Source organism: Salipaludibacillus agaradhaerens (genome assembly GCF_002019735.1).
Classification (GTDB): domain Bacteria; phylum Bacillota; class Bacilli; order Bacillales; family Salisediminibacteriaceae; genus Salipaludibacillus; species Salipaludibacillus agaradhaerens.
Genome location: NZ_KV917378.1, coordinates 3,960,359 through 3,980,137, shown reverse-complemented (window position 1 = coordinate 3,980,137; position 19,779 = coordinate 3,960,359). Strand labels below are relative to the sequence as shown.

The 19,779-nt window shown below is 39.3% G+C and carries 15 protein-coding genes and 1 other annotated feature; of the genes, 7 read left to right on the top strand and 8 right to left on the bottom strand.

The window, feature by feature from the left end; all coding sequences use genetic code 11:
- The first annotated feature begins 179 nt into the window (after positions 1–179).
- Entirely contained in the window at positions 180–782 is a 603-nt protein-coding gene (gene rpsD, locus BK581_RS18235) for a 30S ribosomal protein S4 (RefSeq protein WP_078579509.1), read from the top strand.
- A 322-nt stretch (positions 783–1,104) separates the two neighbouring features.
- Here rpsD and BK581_RS18230 read toward each other — a convergent pair whose 3' ends face one another.
- Complete coding sequence (locus BK581_RS18230) at positions 1,105–2,493, bottom strand: cellulase family glycosylhydrolase (protein WP_078579508.1); 1,389 nt, start codon at positions 2,491–2,493, stop codon at positions 1,105–1,107.
- A gap of 882 nt (positions 2,494–3,375) precedes the next feature.
- Here BK581_RS18230 and BK581_RS18225 point away from each other — a divergent pair.
- The gene (locus BK581_RS18225; protein ID WP_078579507.1) at positions 3,376–3,714 is read left to right on the top strand and encodes a YolD-like family protein; all 339 of its coding nucleotides are present in this window, start codon (positions 3,376–3,378) and stop codon (positions 3,712–3,714) included.
- A gap of 734 nt (positions 3,715–4,448) precedes the next feature.
- Here BK581_RS18225 and BK581_RS18220 read toward each other — a convergent pair.
- Positions 4,449–5,099: a glycoside hydrolase domain-containing protein gene (locus BK581_RS18220; RefSeq protein ID WP_078579506.1), complete on the bottom strand. Its 651-nt coding sequence runs from the start codon at positions 5,097–5,099 to the stop codon at positions 4,449–4,451.
- 126 nt (positions 5,100–5,225) lie between these two features.
- Positions 5,226–6,497 (bottom strand): tyrosine--tRNA ligase, encoded by a 1,272-nt coding sequence (gene tyrS / locus BK581_RS18215; RefSeq protein WP_078579505.1) that lies wholly within the window; start codon positions 6,495–6,497, stop codon positions 5,226–5,228.
- 112 nt (positions 6,498–6,609) lie between these two features.
- Positions 6,610–6,821: a binding site (T-box leader), on the bottom strand.
- 462 nt (positions 6,822–7,283) lie between these two features.
- Between tyrS and BK581_RS18210 the strand changes: the two genes are divergently transcribed.
- The 4 genes from BK581_RS18210 (at position 7,284) to BK581_RS18195 (ending at position 12,999) form a co-directional block, all read left to right on the top strand.
- On the top strand, positions 7,284–10,259 hold the full coding sequence (locus tag BK581_RS18210) for a transglycosylase domain-containing protein (RefSeq protein WP_078579504.1): 2,976 nt from the start codon (positions 7,284–7,286) through the stop codon (positions 10,257–10,259).
- Positions 10,260–10,534: 275 nt separating this feature from the next.
- Complete coding sequence (locus BK581_RS18205) at positions 10,535–11,170, top strand: GNAT family N-acetyltransferase (RefSeq protein ID WP_078579503.1); 636 nt, start codon at positions 10,535–10,537, stop codon at positions 11,168–11,170.
- 21 nt (positions 11,171–11,191) lie between these two features.
- Complete coding sequence (locus BK581_RS18200; RefSeq protein WP_078579502.1) at positions 11,192–11,839, top strand: CBS and ACT domain-containing protein; 648 nt, start codon at positions 11,192–11,194, stop codon at positions 11,837–11,839.
- Positions 11,836–12,999: an acetoin utilization protein AcuC gene (locus BK581_RS18195; protein ID WP_078579501.1), complete on the top strand. Its 1,164-nt coding sequence runs from the start codon at positions 11,836–11,838 to the stop codon at positions 12,997–12,999. Before BK581_RS18200 ends, BK581_RS18195 begins: the two co-directional genes overlap by 4 nt.
- A 323-nt stretch (positions 13,000–13,322) precedes the next feature.
- Here the strand turns inward: BK581_RS18195 and BK581_RS18190 are convergent, their stop codons facing one another.
- The gene (locus tag BK581_RS18190; protein WP_078579500.1) at positions 13,323–14,030 is read right to left on the bottom strand and encodes a 5'-methylthioadenosine/adenosylhomocysteine nucleosidase; all 708 of its coding nucleotides are present in this window, start codon (positions 14,028–14,030) and stop codon (positions 13,323–13,325) included.
- Positions 14,031–14,342: 312 nt separating this feature from the next.
- On the opposite strand from BK581_RS18190, the gene BK581_RS18185 reads away from it, so the two are divergent.
- Positions 14,343–14,696: a hypothetical protein gene (locus BK581_RS18185; protein WP_078579499.1), complete on the top strand. Its 354-nt coding sequence runs from the start codon at positions 14,343–14,345 to the stop codon at positions 14,694–14,696.
- 336 nt (positions 14,697–15,032) lie between these two features.
- Here the strand turns inward: BK581_RS18185 and motS are convergent, their stop codons facing one another.
- The 4 genes from motS to BK581_RS18165 all read right to left on the bottom strand — a co-directional run bounded on the left by motS (position 15,033) and on the right by BK581_RS18165 (position 19,670).
- Complete coding sequence (gene motS / locus BK581_RS18180; RefSeq protein WP_078579498.1) at positions 15,033–15,806, bottom strand: flagellar motor protein MotS; 774 nt, start codon at positions 15,804–15,806, stop codon at positions 15,033–15,035.
- Positions 15,799–16,611, bottom strand: coding sequence for a flagellar motor protein MotP (motP, locus tag BK581_RS18175; protein ID WP_078579497.1), 813 nt, complete (start codon positions 16,609–16,611; stop codon positions 15,799–15,801). The genes motS and motP overlap by 8 nt, the downstream gene beginning before the upstream one ends.
- 105 nt (positions 16,612–16,716) lie before the next feature.
- Entirely contained in the window at positions 16,717–17,733 is a 1,017-nt protein-coding gene (gene ccpA / locus BK581_RS18170) for a catabolite control protein A (RefSeq protein WP_078579496.1), read from the bottom strand.
- Positions 17,734–18,572: 839 nt separating this feature from the next.
- Complete coding sequence (locus tag BK581_RS18165; protein ID WP_078579495.1) at positions 18,573–19,670, bottom strand: bifunctional 3-deoxy-7-phosphoheptulonate synthase/chorismate mutase; 1,098 nt, start codon at positions 19,668–19,670, stop codon at positions 18,573–18,575.
- Between the last annotated feature and the right edge of the window lie 109 nt (positions 19,671–19,779).

The window sequence follows — 19,779 nt, the reverse complement described above, 5'->3', positions numbered from 1 at the left end:
AAATAAGACAGCCAAAGTAAACGTCATGTTGTTCATTCCATTCCCGCTATTTGTGCGAGGGGTATTGTGTAACCTCTAGCTGTCGAGGCGAAGGTGCCTAAAATGAAATGACGGTATGAACGGGATTACTACTGTTATTTATTTCACAACACTTTCTATATTAAAGGAGGAGCTATATTATGGCTCGATATACTGGACCAAGCTGGAAGATTTCCCGCCGCCTTGGTATCTCATTAAGTGGAACTGGAAAAGAACTTCAAAAACGTCCTTATGGCCCAGGACAACACGGCCCTAACCAACGTAAAAAATTAACGGAATACGGCCTTCAGCTTCAAGAGAAGCAAAAACTTCGTCACATGTACGGCATGAACGAACGCCAATTCCAACGTCTTTTCGAACAAGCCGGTAAACAGTCTGGTATTCACGGTGAAAACTTCATGGTTTTACTTGAATCCCGTCTTGATAACCTTGTTTATCGTTTAGGACTTGCCCGCACACGTCGTCAAGCACGTCAATTAGTTAACCATGGCCATATCACTGTAGATGGTGGACGCGTAGATATTCCATCTTACCGTGTAACACCTGGTCAAACTATCGGTTTGCGTGAAAAATCACGTAATCTTGATATCGTCAAAGCAGCTGTTGAAGTTAACGACTTTACGCCTGCTTACGTTGAATTTGATGCAGATAAGCTCGAAGGTACGTTCACTCGTTTACCTGAGCGTTCTGAGCTTCCAGCTGAAATTAACGAACAACTTATCGTTGAGTGGTACTCTCGTTAATTGGCATACACTGAATAAGAAATACAGAAAAGCCTTAGAAACGTTGTTATATCAATGTTTCAAGGCTTTTTCTTATGTTTTGACATTTATAATATTATGCAGAAAAACACACCAGTTTTCGACCGCTTTTTCGGGAAATGGCAGCTATAAGTACAGAAAAAAGTACCACCAATTAAGTATGGTACCTTGGATATTATCAAATTCGTTCTTAAATATTTTCAATGATTAAATTAATTAATTGTAAAATGAGAATGCCAATCTTCAAATTTAGACTATTGGCATTCTCATTATCTGATTAGTAAATTTTTATCAATTATATTGTTTAATTGAGTGGTTCCCACGGACCGTATGGGTCACCTGGCTCTTGATTTTGTGTCCACCATTTTGCTTGCCATAGCTGGCCGTTATGGTACACAATTTCATCTGTGTAAATTTGCGTTGGGTCCCATGCTGGATTTTCTCCTGGATCACTTGGGGGCGTTGGATCCGGTTCTCCTGAATCTGGATCAGATTTGAGTGGTTCCCACGGACCGTACGGGTCACCTGGCTCTTGATTTTGTGTCCACCATTTTGCTTGCCATAGCTGGCCGTTATGGTACACAATTTCATTTGTGTAAATTTGATTTGGATCCCATGCTGGATACTCTCCTGGATCACTTGGGGGCGTTGGATCCGGTTCTCCTGGATCAGATGGCGGTGTTGGATCGCTTGGCGGAATAGATGCTGATTCTCTTATTTTTTCCCTCACAAATGTACCAGATGGAGATAGTTCAGCCTCTGTCCAACCACCAGTTGGATTTGCACCTGGCATTAACGCTGCAGATGACTCATCTTTATGCGTTAGAGACCAGTTGGCCCAGCTTAAATTTCTTTCATCCATAAAGTCAATCCACACTTGTGCTTCATCTAAAAACACGCCACCATCACCTGTAGCTGCACTTGTTCCCCATTCACTAACAAATATCGCTGCTCCTTGATCTAATGCATAATCTACTTGGTCTCGTAAATTTTGACCATGTGTCCCTGCATAAAAATGAAATGCATACATGACGTTAGGATCTGCAAGCTGATTATCAGCTGCATGATGGACATCCTGACTCCATGTACCTGTACCTACAATAATAATGTTATTAGGGTCATTGTTACGAATAACCGGAATGACTTCCTCTGCATACGGTTTTATTTGATTGTCCCACGTAACATCACTACCATTCGGTTCATTTGCAATTTCGTATATCACATTCGGATAGTCTCCATACAACTCTGACATTTCATCAAAGAAATCCTTCGCTTCTTCTTTATATATATTTGGGTCATTGTCTGAAAGGATATGCCAATCAATGATCACATATATATCAAGGTCTATCGCAGCTTCAACAGCCTCTTTTACTTTTTCCTTTACTGATGGATCATCAATATATCCTCCTGAAGAGGTATACATTGCTGCTCGGAATACATTTATTCCCCAATCATCTCTTAGCCATTTCATACTTTCATAGTTTACAAATTGACCGTACCATTGCAAACCATGGGAACTCATCCCTTTTAACTGAACTTGTTCGCCTCGTTCATTGACTAATTCACCGTTACTAATACTTAATTGCCCATGTTCTTCTACAACTGAATCATTATCAGCAGCAGTCGTGTTTCCTATACTGAACAACGCCACTGTCATAAGCAATACGACAAAAATAGTAGTTATCTTTTTCATATTTTCCTCCTTGTAATGGTTTAACTTTTCATACTGCAACGAAATCGTTTTAGTCTGCACTTTTTAAGGAGTATATGTAGCACCATCACCCTCTTTTTTGCAAAATATGTAACGGAATTCATTGTATAGAACAATTTTTTTTTAGTCAATTTCAAGAATATACCTATCGTCTTTCTTTATTAGTAAAAAGTCATAGCACTTATGATACTGTATCCATATATGGTCATTTTCCTACATAGAATAGCAAACTATTATGATGGCATCCACTTCAACTATTAAACCTTTCCCGAAAAATATTTCAATACTACCCCTGCCTTCTGTCTTTTCTCTATAGCTCTTCTTTTTTCTAGGACAATCACTATTACTATCTTCAAATCTCCATTTTAAAAATGGGTTATTTTATCCCAAGAATGAATCAAAAATTAGATAAAGAAATAACTACATTCTTTTGTTCTCATTTTACCCTGAATAAAGGAAAAAATTAGTTTCATTTCCATTTATACGGACGACAAACCCATGAAAACTAGGCGAAAGTGCTGTTTTACTTTAAGTGATTACTTTTTATAAGAAATAATGACACATGTTTTTAAATACGAATACATAGCTCAATAATAATTCACTAAAAAAACATGTAGAAAGCATTAAACCACTATATATTTAGCACCGTAATCTACTGCTCCCCAAACTAGAATGTGGCTTATATCTTACACTAAACTAGCATTCTTTCACGGGATATGCTGTTAATCACTCGTTTTTTTACGAAAATAGGCGCCTTTTCGCCTTTCCTTTTAATTCCTATTTCATACACCTCTTATATAGGTAACAATAACCAGTTGACAATACGAACGTTTGTTTGTAATTTGGTTATAAAGAGGTGACACCATGAAAAAACACGAGGACATATTTTTACGAAGAGGTAATTTAATGTGGGAAGGGAGCCGAATGATGTTGCCGGAACACATTCAAGCTTTAAGGGAGTACGATCTTGAAAAAGCCGAGGATCCTAAACCTCATTTAACTGAGGATGAACTAACGGACATGGGCCACATCGCCTTTGACTCCATGAGATATACATTAGAAGTTAAACTAACACACTGGCATGAAGGCTATTATACGGATGTAATCGGGATTATTGATAAAATAGATACACAGCTTAAACAGGTTAAAATTAATGATAAGTGGATAAAAATTAACTTGATTAAAGTGATCGAGAGGCTATAATAATGTCATAATTTTCAGTTTAATGATTCTGGTTGTTTAGAGCCAAAATAGGGAGCTTTTGTCGGGATACCACCTGACTTAAAGGATTTATTCTTTGCATACCATAACTTTAAAGAACATTAGTGACAAAACAGACAAATGAAATCTAATAGGTGGCTTGTCATTCTTTGACCTTTAATAAAAAACTCGGTTTAAATGAGGTCTCAACCTTTTTTATAAACCGGCTTCTCTCTACCCTTAAAAAAATCTTGTCAATAATTTAGTTCATTAGTGAAAGTAAAATAAGCGGATATTTTCCGATTAGATGCAGAAGAGGGCTCATTTTGTGGAATATAAGAGGAATTTTTCCGGTTGTGCAAAGCAAAACGACCCATTTCTAAGATTTTCCCGGTCATTAGCGGAATCTCTCCGTCTATTTAAGCTATTATCATGGCTAATGACTATTTAAGAGAGTTTTTTCCGCCTATTTCTAAGATCGGGCTCTTAATCTGATACCCCAAAATAAACCTAACCTTCATACCTCATGCCATCACTAACATTGTATCTACGCCCGTGAGTCGAACAGAGTATTCTCTCGTCTAAATATGTCACTCTCCTCTCTATTTTGAGACGGAAGGTTTACGGACGGTTATCTGTGATAAAAAAATCATGGTAGGACAAATAGGGATGGTCTCCTAAGTACACACTTATCGGGACCACCCCCTTCCTCCATATAAGAATAGACCACTCGCATCCTAAAACAGACTATTAAACAACCGTTCCTCCATAAGAACGGTATCTATCGGGCAAGCTGCGGCGTCCCGACCATATTGCCAGGCCCACACATTCCCCCCGCACTCAGGAGCTTCTGGGTTATAAACAGGGGTGTTCGCTTTTGTCGTGACGCCCGGTTCAGGTTCGGCACTCCACAAGACTGTTTGAAACCTAACATTTTCACTTTGTTCCTGTGCCTCACAAAACGCTTCATTAAAATCCCCTTCGATCGGGTCGTTATAGTACCCCGGACGGAAGCTGCTATCGACAAAGGCATCCGCCCAGCCAATTAGCCAATCTGCATCGATATTAAAGAAATTTTCCAAGTTGGCAAAAATAAAAATATCTCCTGTTATTCCTAGTCTTTGGGCGTGAAAAATCGCGTTCCTTGCTGCCACCCTGCCTTGTGTATAGCCTAATGCTTCGCTAAAATCATTATAAATCGGCATCAATTTAATTCCCACACCTTGCAAAAATGCAATTTCCTCACGTGTAAGCCCTTCATTAACGTTCGGAACAGTTGTCAAATATCTGCCCCAAAAATCCGGCTGGCCAAAATTAGCTACTACACACGCGTACAATGCTTGATCAACATCTGTGGCAGAGTCCACCCCCCAGTAAAGATTTCTCATCCGCTCACCTCCTTCTCCACATTATATGAACAGCAAACGAGGTAGGTGTTTGTACCGATGCCTTCTACATGTTAGTGGAAAATTTAAAAACAATAAAAACCAGATGCCGAAACATCTGGTTAACGATTATTTTATAAGATAAAACTTTTTCTTTCCGCGACGAATGATCGTAAATTGACCATCGATTTTATCATCCATCCCCATCTGCTTATCTATATCTTGGCAACGATCACCATTAATATAAACGGCACCATTCTTAATATCTTCACGTGCTTGACGTTTAGATGGTGAAATCCCTGCATCCACTAGCAAATCAACCAGACTTTTTTCAGGTTCTGGCATGTCATAAGATGGTACATCCTTAAAACCTTGCAGCACTTCTTCACCCGTTAACTCTTTTAAATCACCGCCGCCAAATAATGCCTCACTAATCCGCTTTGCCTGTTTAACAGCTGCTTCACTATGCACAAAAGCTGTTAATTCTTCAGCTAAACGACGGTGTGGAAGTCGCTCATGCGGACGCTCTTTTAATTCGATCTCCAATGCCTCAATTTCTTCACGCGTTAGAAATGTAAAATACTTCAGGAATTTAATAACGTCTTGATCATCTGTATTTAACAAAAATTGATAAAATTCGTACGGGGACGTTTTCTCTGGATCGAGCCAAATCGCTCCTCCTTCAGTTTTACCAAACTTCGTACCATCTGCCTTTGTTACAAGTGGAATCGTAAAACCAAATGCTTTTGGTCGTTCCCCTTCTTCCTCACCTGACATACGGCGGATTAATTCAAGTCCTGCGGTAATATTCCCCCACTGATCACTACCACCAATTTGTAACTTCACACCTTCTTCTTTGTTAAGACGGTAGAAATCATAAGATTGTAATATCTGGTAACTGAATTCTGTAAAAGATATACCCGTTTCGATTCGTGTCTCTACAGATTCTTTAGCAAGCATATAATTTAGTCCAAAATATTTACCCACATCTCTCAGGAAATCAATAACTGTCATGGAACCAATCCAGTCGTAGTTATTAACAAGTGTCGCAGCGTTCGTGCCATCGAAGTCAAGGAAACGTTGAAGCTGCGTTTTTATTTTGTCGCTATAGCCTTCCACAACTGCTTGTTCATTTAATGTCCGTTCTGCTTTTTTTCCGCTAGGATCACCGATTAAACCAGTGGCGCCACCTACTAACGGATACGGTTTATGCCCTGCCAACTGAAAACGTCTCAATGTCAAAATCGTTAATAGGTGACCGATATGAAGGCTGTCACCAGTGGGGTCAAAACCACAGTACAACTTAACTGATTCTTTGTCTATCAGTTCTTTCAAGCCTTCTTCATCTGTCATTTGGTTAACAAGCCCACGAAACGTTAAATCTTCAAGTAATGTTGTCATTTTTTTCCACCCTAACTTTAATTTAATAATTCCACAGTTATTTGTACCTTTTATAAGAAAGTTATCAAGGTGCTTTCGTTTCTATAACATATAAAAAAGCCCCTTAATAACATTAAGGGACGATGATTAATCGCGGTACCACCCTGATTGGAAAATAGTGCTTTCCCACCTCGAATTGTGAGTTAACGCCTCACCGACGATTTATGTTTCCATAAATAAACTCCAAGGAGGTAATTCGTTTATTGCCTATACACCGGTTCACAGCACCACCGGTTCTCTGGGGCAGGGAGGCATAAACTACTTCATCCTTTTCACAGTTACCATATATAAATGAACTCATTCTGTTCTATATTAATAGCATACGTCCATGTTTATTGTCAATTCTATTTGCTATCATCAACCTTTTAACTACAAAAAAGATATCTGCTATCCACACAATATTAAAGAAGAACAAGCCATTGATTTAGTTAATGAAAGGGGACTGAGTTTGCAAAATAGAAAATGATTCTTTTTTACCATATCTCATATTAAGTGACCATCCGCATATATTTAAATGAATTTTTCTAGCTCACTCATCAAAGAAAAGTGCCTGTTCTCCCTTATTTATCATGCTCTTTCTTAAGTTTAATGTTTTAAAAAAAATATCATAAAACAACAGGCATAAAATATGCCATCACAACAATGGACTTATTCTAACTGACATGTACAAAATTTGTTATTTTTCTGGTTATGCAGCTTTTGAAGGTTGTGCTATAATGTTGTTGACTTTTTAGGGGGTTTTGAAAAATGAGTGATCAAAGGTTTTCTGTTAAAGCGTTTTTAAAACGGAAAGAACCTCAATCTGTCATAAAAGGGGTCCGTGTTACCTCGAAGGTTTTTTGGAATTTATTTTTGATTTTTTCCACACTTGCCCTTATCTCTCTTTTCTTTATTGGAGGGGCTGCAGCCGGTTATTTTGCATCACTTGTACAAGATGAACCGATTCGCAGTTTTGAAGACATTCAAAATGATATTTATGACTATGAGGAAGCAACCGAAATATATTTTGCAAACGACGTATATTTAGGGGATTTACCAAGTCCTTTAGAACGAAGAGAAGTAAATTTAGAGGATATTTCTCAACATTTAATTGATGCGGTGATTGCCACTGAGGATGAATACTTCTATGAACACGAAGGCATTGTACCTAAAGCATTATTTAGAGCCGTTTATCAAGACTTCTCTAATGCTGATACTCAAACTGGTGGGAGTACTTTAACGCAGCAATTAATCAAAAATCAAGTTTTAACAAGCGACGTGACACACGATCGGAAAGCTCTTGAAATACTCTTAGCGATTAGAACAGAAAATTTCTTTGAAAAAGACGAGATTCTGGAAGCTTATTTAAATGTCGTCCCTTTCGGTAGGAATGCCAATGGAAGGCAAGTAGCTGGCGCGCAATCAGCAGCTCAAGGTATTTTCGGTGTTGATGCCTCTGAATTAAATATTGCGCAATCGGCCTTTATTGCCGGATTGCCACAGAGTCCATTTGCCTATACACCTTTTACTTCTCAAGGAGTGGTGAAAGAGGACTTTGAAGCGGGGCTAAATCGAATGACTACTGTGTTAAACCGTATGCACAGCCGTGGTTATATTACCGATGAAGAACTTGAAGAAGCGCTTGCTTATGATATTCGAGAAAATTTGACAGAAGCTCGTGCTAGTAGTCTTGAGGCATATCCGTTTGTAACCGATGAAGTCCAAAGACGAGCAAGACCAATTTTAGCTGAAGTGTTAATGGAACAAGATGGTGTTGACCTCGATGAAATTGATGATGAGGCTCAACGAGAGCTCATGATAAGTCGATATACTGAAGAAGCCGAGCGAGCCCTTCAACGAGAAGGCTATAAAATTCACACGACGATCAACAAAGATATTTATGACGCACAACAAGAGGTTATTGAAAACTTTAGCTACTTCGCTCCAAGTAGAACAGAAATCGTCACTGACGAAGATGGTGAAGAAGTTGAAATTACACGGCCGGAAGAGCCTGGGTCTGTTTTAATTGATAATTCTACCGGTGCTATTATTAGCTTTGTTGGCGGCCGTGATTATGAAACGCAAAATTATAATCATGCGACACAAGCAATACGCCATACAGGTTCCACGATGAAACCATTACTAACGTATGCTGTCGGCTTTGAAACAGGTGTCTTACAGCCAGGCTTTATTACCCCTGATACGCCATATACTTATAGGGCAAATAATGACAACGTCACTAACTTTGATAATTCCCATAGAGGCTTAATGACAGCACGTGAGGCACTCGCTTTATCACGTAACGTCCCTGCTGTTAGGGAGTTTGCGAAAGTAGATCATAGTATCGCGCGTGAAGCCCTTATTAACTATGGATTTGAGCGCTTTATGCAGGAAGATGAGCCTTATGAATCTACTGCTCTTGGAACGATCGGCATGACCATTGAAGCAAATACGAGTGCCTATTCTACTTTCGGTAACAATGGCGTTCGACAAGAATCTTATATGATTGAACGCATCGAAACATCTGATGGCGAGGTAGTGTTTGAACATGAGTCTGAAGAAATCGATATCCTTTCTCCTCAGACGAACTATTTGATGATTGATATGATGCGTGATGTGGTGTCAAGCGGTGGGACAGCTTCACAATTGCCGAGCTACCTTAACTTTAATTCAGACCTGTACGGAAAAACAGGGACGAGTCAAGAAATTAGAGATTCTTGGTTCGTTGGTGGAAATCCAAATATTACTCAAAGTATTTGGCTCGGTTTTGGTGACAATGAGCCAATACCGCAGGAATCACATGGCATGCGGTATAACCAGCGCACCCAAATGTTATGGGCCGCTTTGGCAAATGCAGCTTATGAGGTAGAACCTGACTTAATAGCGCCTTCAGAGCGGTTTGAGCAACCTGATGGGATCGTCAGTCAATCCATTTGTGGCATTTCCGGTAAACTCCCATCTGATTTATGTCGGGAAGCTGGTTTTGTCACAACCGACTTATTTAATGTAAAATATGTCCCAACAGAAGAAGATGACAGTTTATCCCGTGTACAATATGTGCGTGTCAATGATGACATGTACAAAGCCCTTGAATCAACACCGACTGAATTTACGAAAGCAGGGGTAGCCATTAAAGAAGAATACTTTGACTTTGCAGATGGGGATATATCCGAATACATTCCAGATGGATGGGATAACCTTGTTCCCGATAAAGAGGCACCTGATAATGGGAAAACACCCGATTCTTTACGATCAGTCTCCACATCAGGAAATAGTATCTCTTGGAGCACACATCATGAAGGAGATGTGATCGGCTATCGCGTCTACTACTCTTCAGATGGTTCCAACTTTAGTAAAGTTGATAGTGTTCGTTGGGATGAGAGCTATAGTTATTCAGGGAGCTCAGGCTACTATTACGTCACAGCTGTAGATGTAGCTGGAAGAGAATCATCAGCTGGTGATGATGTATCTATCGGCAATCCTGATGATGACGATGATGACTCATCAAATGATGACGGAAATGACGATGAATCTAACTCAGATGAAAATGAGAATGACGACAACTCAAACAATGATAATAATGAAAACAACAACTCTAATAACAATAACAACGCTACTCGTGAAGACGAGGATGATAACGAGAACGAATCAAATGACAATAACAACACAGATGATTCGAATAATAATGAGAATGATAACGAAACAGATAATAATGAATCAAACAACACGAATACGTCTAATTAATACAGCTAGGAGAAACTTTCTCCTAGCTTTTTCTCTAGCCCGCCATTTTCTACTGATGCGTTATAGGCATATTCCAAAAGCCTCGCCTTTATTGGATAGCACGAGAACAACATGTGAAACAGCTGCATTGCGTAGGCTGACATTTTTCGTACGTCCTAAATATTTAAATGTGGACGGCTAGTTCGCCAAATTTCCCTCACTCTCCTGTTAAAAGAATATGTTATAGTAGGGGTAACAGACTTTTGTGATTCAATACTTCTCAAGGTGGGATGCTTGTGAAGCACCGAAAAACCTGTAAGTCACTTCGACTCAAATCAAAAGACAATCATCAATTCATCATCGAAGGCCCTATTCCAAAACATACCCTTGAAGAATGTGAATTAGATTCAAAACTGACAGCATTTCGTCCATCTGACCAACAAAAGAAAGCGCTTTTAAAAGTAGCTGATTTGGATGAAAGCCGAATTATCGTAGCAAGGGATGGCCATTTAATTATCGGCTATGCTATTTTCTTATATCCAGATCCATTAGAGAGATGGTCAGAAATTGAGCTAGATAATTTATTAGAATTAGGTGCAATTGAGGTGTCCAGCGATTACCGTGGTCATCAAATTGCGAAACACCTTTTAAAAGTAGCGATGATGGATGAAGCGATGGAAGACTATATTATTATCACCACTGAATACTACTGGCATTGGGATTTAAGAGGTACAGGATTATCTATTTGGGAATACCGTGATGTTATGGAAAAAGTCATGAAGACCGGGGGCTTAGAATGGTATGCCACTGATGATCCAGAAATTTGCTCCCACCCAGCAAACTGTTTAATGGCTCGCATTGGTAAACGTGTCACTCCCGACGCGGTTCATGAGTTTAACCGAGTTCGCTTTAAACACAAATATATGTTGTAATTTATTAGGAAGGTGATATGCATGCATGTGCGAGATATTATGGTGACGAAAGTGATAGTTGCCCCACCTGAGATGTCACTTTCGGAAGCTTTAAAATTAATGCTCCTCCACCGAATTCGTCATTTACCTATCGTAGACAAACACAATCATTTAGTCGGAATTATATCAGATCGAGATTTAAGTGATGCTATTCCTTCCATTTTTGACAGCAAACCTAAAGAAGATGTCATGTCTCTCCCCGTATCAAAGGTAATGGTTGAAAATGTGATAACAGCCCTTCCTGATGATTTCGTGGAAGAAGCGGCCCACATAATGACAGAGCAACAAATTAGCTGCTTACCAGTCGAAGAAAATGGGCGTCTTATCGGAATTATTACGGAAACGGATTTACTTAATATATTAGTCAGATTAACGGGGGCTGACCTACCTACATCTCGCCTAGAAATTGATGTTCCAAATGAAACTGGTCAATTATCTAATGTGAGCGATGTCATAAAGCGACATAAAATTAATATTCATAGTGTCCTTGTATATCCTTCGTTTTCAAATTCTGAAAGACAAACGCTCGTTTTCCGTATTCAATGTATGGATATGCGAGGATTAATATCTGCGTTAAAAGAGAAGCATTACAAGATTGTTTGGCCGCAAGATGTGGGGATGACACAATGAAACAAGAGGCAGTCTATATTTTTTCCCAAGAACAGCTGCAATACAAATTTCATCATGACCACCCTTTCAATCAGCACAGATTATCTATTACAACTGATTTACTGAAAGCAGCTGATGCACTTTCAGACGACTTTATTCTCCCAGCAAGGCAAGCAACATTAGAAGAGCTTCTTCTCATCCATGATGAGGATTACATTCAAGCTGTCATTGCAGCAGCAGAAGGACAAAGTCGTTCCTCTTACCGTACGACATACGGCATTGGTACAGATGATACCCCCGTTTTTCCCCAGATGCATGATGCAGCTGCTTGGCTCGTAGGGGGCACCTTAACCGCTGTCGATTGTGTCATGTCCAATGCTTATTCTCATGCATTGAATTTAGGCGGTGGCCTTCACCATGGCTTTAGAGGGAAAGCGTCAGGATTTTGTATTTATAACGACAGTTCAATAGCCATTGAATACATTCGGCAAAAATATGGGGCACGCGTTTTATATGTAGATACCGATGCTCACCATGGAGATGGGGTCCAATGGGCATTTTACAACGATCCTGACGTATGCACACTCTCATTTCATGAAAGTGGACGATTCCTTTTCCCTGGCACAGGACATGTGAACGAGCGGGGGCACGGGGATGGTTATGGCTATTCATTCAATATACCTTTTGAAGCGTTCACTGAGGACGCCTCATGGCTTTCTTCATATCGAAAAGCGATGAGGGAGGTGACGGCTTATTTTAAACCTGATATTATTCTCACACAAAATGGGGCTGATGCTCATTATTACGATCCTTTAACCCACTTGTGCAGTACGATGACCATTTTTCACGAAATCCCTAAATTAGCTCATGAACTGGCACACGAATTTTGTGATGGGCGCTGGGTTGCCGTAGGTGGTGGGGGATATGATATTTGGCGAGTCGTTCCCCGTGCCTGGTCATCACTGTGGCTTGAAATGTCAAACCAACAGCATAAAATGAAGACCTGTATACCAGACACATGGATTAAACAATGGGAAAAAGAAGCGCCCGTATCCTTACCTACCTCATGGACAGATCCTGAAGGCATTTACCCTCATATTTCCCGACAAGCAGACATAGAAACAAAAAACAGACGTTCATTAATAAAAGCGTTAAAGCCCATCATAGACATAAGCGATTGAATGACGTCCATCACTTTCTATTACTTAAAAGAGAAAGAAGCGGTACGAGATTAGTGCCGCTTTTTCACACTTTTAGTTACTCAAAGGAATGCCTCATTCAAAATAAGATATCAAGGTCCTAATAGTGAATGTGGCCTTCACTTCAGACCGAGGGCTTGTCTTTAACTAACCTTTGCTCGGTAAATTCCTGCAAAAGAGGATCCTCCTCCGTGAGTCGCCCTCATACATTGCAGCCACTTTTTATTAGCCACATATTAAATAAAAATCAATAGATATCATTCAGAAACAACATTATGAAATTGATTCACATAACAAACATTGTCTTATAATTTCAATTCCAGCATATGACTGACGATTTCAGCTGACGTTTGAGCAGCTTCTGCCATAAACGTTTGAAAATCCCCACTGGCTTTTCCATCGGCTTTGTCAGAAATGGAGCGTATAATGACGAAAGGAATGTGGTTAAAATCAGCTACATGAGCAACCGCTGCCCCTTCCATTTCAACGCAATCTGCTGTAAACATCTCACGCAACAATGTCACTTGAGAAGGGTCTGAGATAAATTGATCGCCACTGACGACTTTCCCTTTTAAAACTGCCTTCTCCATTTTTTTTGCTAGCTCGTTTGCTGCTGAATAAGCGATGTTAAGTAAAGTCGGATCTGCCTGGAATACCGACGGGCCGTCATACATTGGAATGACGCCCTGTGAAAAACCTAAAGCTGTGGCCTCGATATCGTGTTGTTGACACGATTGAGAAATAAGAATGTCACCAACATTTAGCTCGGGATTGACTGCTCCTGCCACCCCTGTAAAAATGAGCTTGTCTACATTATAAACATCAATCAGCATCTGACTGACCATAGCTGCATTCACTTTTCCTACTCCGCATTTCACAACGATCGTTTCATGACCATGCCATCGTCCCTTATAAAATGTTTGTTTACCATGAGAAATACTTTCAAAATCAACCATCCTTTTTCGAAAGTATAAAACCTCTTCATCCATTGCCCCAATAATCCCGATTGTCATGATACTATCACTCCCTCTACAAACATTCAATTTCCGCTATTATCTTATTATATAAATAAAGGGGTGGGGATGCTATTGAATTATCCACCCCTCTTACGGTGAGTCAGTCTATCTAACAATTATTAATTATTGCTGTTTTTCGCATGTCATTATTTCCTAATTATGCTAGTATTAATATGTCTTAATGGGTTTGAATGAGATCATGTTTTTTGGTGAATAGGGGTCAGGAAAATGTGAATTTACAACACTAAACCCTATTTTCCTAATAATAACTTCTAAGAAACATGAAGGTCACAAAGGAGGTTTATAATTATGAGTGTTCGAAATGGGATCATTCTAGCCTTAGCTATTATAGTGAATGTCCTCACGTACTTAACATTATATACTTTTCCTACTTATTATTTCGCTCCAATTCTTGTGGCGATATTAATATTTCTATGTAAAAATAAAATGATGAGGTTGGCAATTTACCTCTTTAGTTTACCAGTCATCGCATTAGGGGTAGGGGTATCATTGTTAATGATTTTTTTATATTTTGCAGGCTTACAATATCGGAAAGAAAATGAAGAAGAACTAATGAATTTAGTTATGTACTTATCTATTTTGAAAGATTATAAAAAACAAGGTAAAAAAACTACCGCCACATTTTTATTCGTGAGGCGGTAGTTTTAGGAACTTATACATCCCCTTTTTATTAGTCCTTTTTATCCAACCACTCTGCAAATACATCTCGAAAAGCTCTGGCTAATTCATCTGCTTCTTCGTTCGTTCAATTTGGAACGTTAAATGAGGATCTAAATAACCTATTTTGGAGTTCGTGGCTAATATGAGTTAGGCATTGTTTAGTGATCTCATATATTCTGTCACAACTATATTCAGCTGCTGCTTTGAATCTACTACTTTATAATAAGACTCAATTCTTATGCGTTAAGTAGTTCAGTCAAGGCTGTTGTCACCCATATTAAAAAGCCCGAGAAAATTTTCTCGGGCTTAACTTTATCATTAGTATAGATCATCATCGCTGTACGTAGGATCTGAGATGACAATGACGACTCGTCTGTTTTGCTGTAGGTTATCCGGTGTGGTGTTCGGAGCTACTGGTCGTGTATCACCGTAACCTATCGCTAAGAAGCGCCCCGCCTCTAGATTAGATTCGTCGATTAAAAACCGGATGACACTGCTGGCACGAGCCCCGGACAACTCCCAGTTAGAGGGGAATTGTGCTGTACTGATAGGCCTGCTGTCCGTATGTCCTTCTACTTTAACCATATTCGGTATTTCATTTAAGAGAGCACCTACCTTGCCAAGGAAAGGCTCAGCCTCTGAAATAATATCAGCACGGGCTGTTTCAAAGAGGGCTTGTTCCTGTAACACGAGAACAACGCCTCTGTCATCTCTTGATACCGTGATTTCTTCAGTTAGTTCATTTTCCTCCAGATATTCAACCACTTCTTCAAGAAGGCTATCAAGCTGTTCATTGATCTCTTCCTCGTCCATTTCTAAATAGGTTTCAAATGGATCCGCCTCTTCTTCAAATGGATCGTCTTTAACTTCCCGATCTTCTGCCGGATTTTCAAAAGGCACGATAGAAGGATAAAAGTCAAATACAGCTCTATCCTGAAATGACTCAGCAATAGCTCTAAACTTTGTAGCATCAACGACAGACATAGAGAATAACAAAATGAAGAAAACGAGAATGAGCGTCATCATATCTGAAAAGGTGACCATCCATTTCGGTGCCCCTTTGTCATCTTTATTCTGCCTCCGCCTATTCATTCATATCCTTCTCCTCTGTCTCTTCGCCATTGCTATCTTTAACATGATTTGGAAGGAACGCACTTAATTTTTCTTCTAGAATCTTAGGGTTTTGACCTGATTGAACACCAATAACACCTTCTACAACAATTTGTTTAACAAACACTTCTTCTTCAGTGCTTAAAGCAAGTTTATTAGCCATAGGTATAAAGACGAGATTCGCTAAAAGGGTTCCATAAAGTGTTGTTAAAAGAGCAACTGCCATATTAGGCCCAAGGGTAGATGGATCATTTAAGTTTTGAAGCATCAGTACGAGACCTACTAATGTTCCGATCATCCCCCATGCTGGGGCATACTCCCCTGCTTTTTCTAAAATGATTCGGCCTTTTCTATGTCTTTCTTCCATAGCTAATACTTCAGCCATCATAATATCTTTAATAATATCAGGTTCAATTCCATCAACAGCTAATAATACACCTTTCTCAATGAAGGGATCATCTACATCTTCAAGACCCGCTTCAAGGGCTAAAAGGCCCTCACGTCTTGCTTTAGCAGAAAGATCAACGAATGTGTTAATGAGCTCTTGCAAATTTTGATCTTTCGTTTGAAATGTTTCTTTTATGACTTTTGGAAGTAATTTAATATCAGCAAAAGAAAAGTTTATCGAGATAGCGCCAAACATTCCGCCTAGAACAATGAGGATTGAGGCAATCTGGATAAAGTCTGTCAGTGAGCCTGCACCTGACGCGTTCGTATAAATAGCTGCAAATACTGCTGTTAATCCGATAAATATGCCTATTGGTGTTAACAAATCAATTTTTTTCATAATCCTCTCCCTAACCCTACACATTTCTCTTTTTCTCTATAGAGAACTTTTTTGTAACACATTGGTTTCCGCCATCGTTTAATGACAGAAACCAACAGTAAAACGTTATTCCCCTTTGGCAGTGAAGGATGTGGACTGGCGATACTCAACATGGTGTGGAAGAATGACGACATTCTCCGACACGTCTTCTTTATTCATGTATTTTGTAAGGAGTCTCATAGAGACAGCACCAATATCATACATCGGTTGCACGACTGTGGATAAAGTCGGTCTCACCATCGTTGCCAAGCGAGTATTATCGAAGCCAATTATTTCGATATCCTCAGGGACCTTAACACCCGCATCCTGAGCCCCGTGAATCAGACCCAGTGCCATTTCATCTGTTGAAGCAAAAATAGCTGTTGGTCGCTCTTTTAGCTTGAGTAGCGATGCCATTGCCTCTAAGCCGGAGTCATACGAATAATCACCAATTACTACGAGATCATCATCTAAATGAAGGCCAGCATCCTGTATAGCACTTTTATAACCTGAGAATTTTAGATAGCCATTAACAGGATCTTCTAATGTCCCTGACAGCATGGCTACTTTTGTGTGGCCTTCATCCGTCAAGGATTTTACAGCATCATAAGCTGCTTGCTTATAGTCAATGTTGACAGAAGGGAATTCTTTCTTATCGTCAATCGTAGCCGACAAGACAATTGGTACTGGTGATTTTTTAAACGTTTCCTCATGTTCAGTTGTGATCTCACCACCCATGAACACGATTCCATCAACTTGTTTTTCAAGCAGCGTATTAATTAGATGAATTTCTTTTTCTTTATTTTGGTCAGAGTTACATAAGATAATATTGTATTTATACATTGTGGCAATATCTTCAATCCCTCTAGCAAGCTCTGCAAAAAATGTACTTGAAATATCAGGGATGACAACGCCTACAGTCGTGGTACGTTTACTAGCCAAGCCTCTTGCCACTGCATTTGGACGATAACCCAGACGTTCGATGGCCTCTAACACTTTTTTTCTCGTAGTTGGTTTGACATTCGGATTTCCATTAACCACTCTAGATACGGTGGCCATAGACACTCCAGCTTCTCTTGCTACATCATAAATTGTAATATTCATTACTCGCTTCCTCCTCAAAACTCTTACATAATATGGCTTTCATACTTTCATAATGTACTGCTATAATACGACACTTTCAGGAGGGGCGCAAATTCTTTATTTATATCGACATATCCTCCTAAAAATTAAGGGAAGTTAGAAAAAATCATATGGGATAAGGGATAATATAACCGGTTTTATCCCAAAAAAAGTCATTATCCTACAAATCCTATGTATTCGTGTCGCTTTTCCTTTTCCAAATTGGTTCTTCATTACCGTATATCGGCAATAATATGACTATTTTTTTCAGAAGTGTGTCATCTTTATCATCAGGCTTACAGGATCGTATGTAGATAATGTCGGTATATCCGTATACAGTGTAAATGGTATGTTAAATGTAGCAGTCTCACGTTTTAAAAGTTCAAACGTCCATTAGCACGACCGACGTTTACTTTAGTATTTTTTTCAACCATTGAATACCTTTCGCATGACTTATAGGACCTATCACTTTCTAATGCTAGCGTGTCTCAAAAAACTGGAAACTATTCCTTTTTGTCGAACTTTGCTATGAACTTCTTTTAATCTAAGAAAGAGATCATTTGATTTTTTCTTAACAATTGGACAGTCATTGACATAAAACGACCCTTCAATCAATCGGCATTTTCGTCCTAGGCCCACTGATTGATCGTTGCGTGAATTAGGACATTAGCGTCCATTATCTCCCGCCTAAATAGATGTCGCTCTCTTCTTTAATTTGACGCAGGCGTTTTACGGACTTTTATCTGTGATAAAGACCTTTTCTAACACAAGAAAAAGCCCCTATTTAAAGGGAGCTTTCTCTTATATAGATGAACACCTTACTATTTAGACGAAGCTGCTTGAGTCTTTTTGTACAGACCTGATTCTTCCAAATTTTTCATGAATTCATGAAACTGAGGAATATCCATTTGCTGTGCTGAATCAGAGAGAGCAACAGCAGGGTCTGGATGAACCTCTGTCATAACACCATCTGCTCCAACAGCAAGGGCAGCTTTAGCTGTAGGTAGAAGCAAATCTCGTCGTCCAGTTGAATGTGTCACATCTACGAATACAGGTAAGTGTGTTTCTTGTTTTAAGATCGGCACGGCCGAAATGTCTAGCGTATTACGTGTGGCTGTTTCATAAGTACGAATACCACGCTCACATAGCATAATATTGCCGTTTCCTTTTGAATGAATATATTCAGCAGCATTAATAAATTCTTGAATCGTCGCTGACAAACCACGTTTTAATAAAATAGGCTTATCGACGCTTCCAGCAGCTTTTAGTAACTCAAAGTTCTGCATGTTTCTCGCACCAATTTGAATGACATCAAGGTAATCAACAGCTTTCTCTATGTCATGTGGCGTCACAATTTCACTGATGACAGCCAAGTCGTGCTTATCTGCAATTTCTTTTAATATCTTAAGTCCCTCTTCACCTAAACCTTGGAAATCATATGGCGATGTTCTTGGCTTGTAAGCACCTCCACGAAGAAACTTAATCCCCTCTTTTTTCAGTGCTTTAGCCACTTCGTCTACCTGTTCAAAACTTTCTACAGAACAAGGACCAGCAATTAAACGCTGTTCACCATTCCCGACCTTTTCACCACGGATTGTCACGATCGTATCTTGTGGTTGTTTTTTACGTGATACGAGCAATGCTTTACTATGGTCGTCTTCTTGTAATTCCAGACTAGCTTTAAAAATTTGTTTAAAAATATGTTGAAGGGTTGACGTTTCAAACGGCCCCTTGTTCTTATTTTCAATAATATCTAGCATTTTGCGCTCTCTAACTGGATCAAACCTATTAAGACCCTGCGCCCGCTTCACTCGTCCAATCTCTTGCGCTACTTTCGCTCGCTCATTAATTAACTCAACCAATTGTTCATTAATGCTATCCAATTGGTCTCTCAACTCTTCTAATTGTTCATTTCCCATCAAAAAAACCCCTCTCTTAGCAGCAAAGCCTCTTAAGACTTTTCATTTAGCCACTATTATAAACGATATTATTAAGAATGTCATCACTTTTTCTTTAATTCTTAAACGC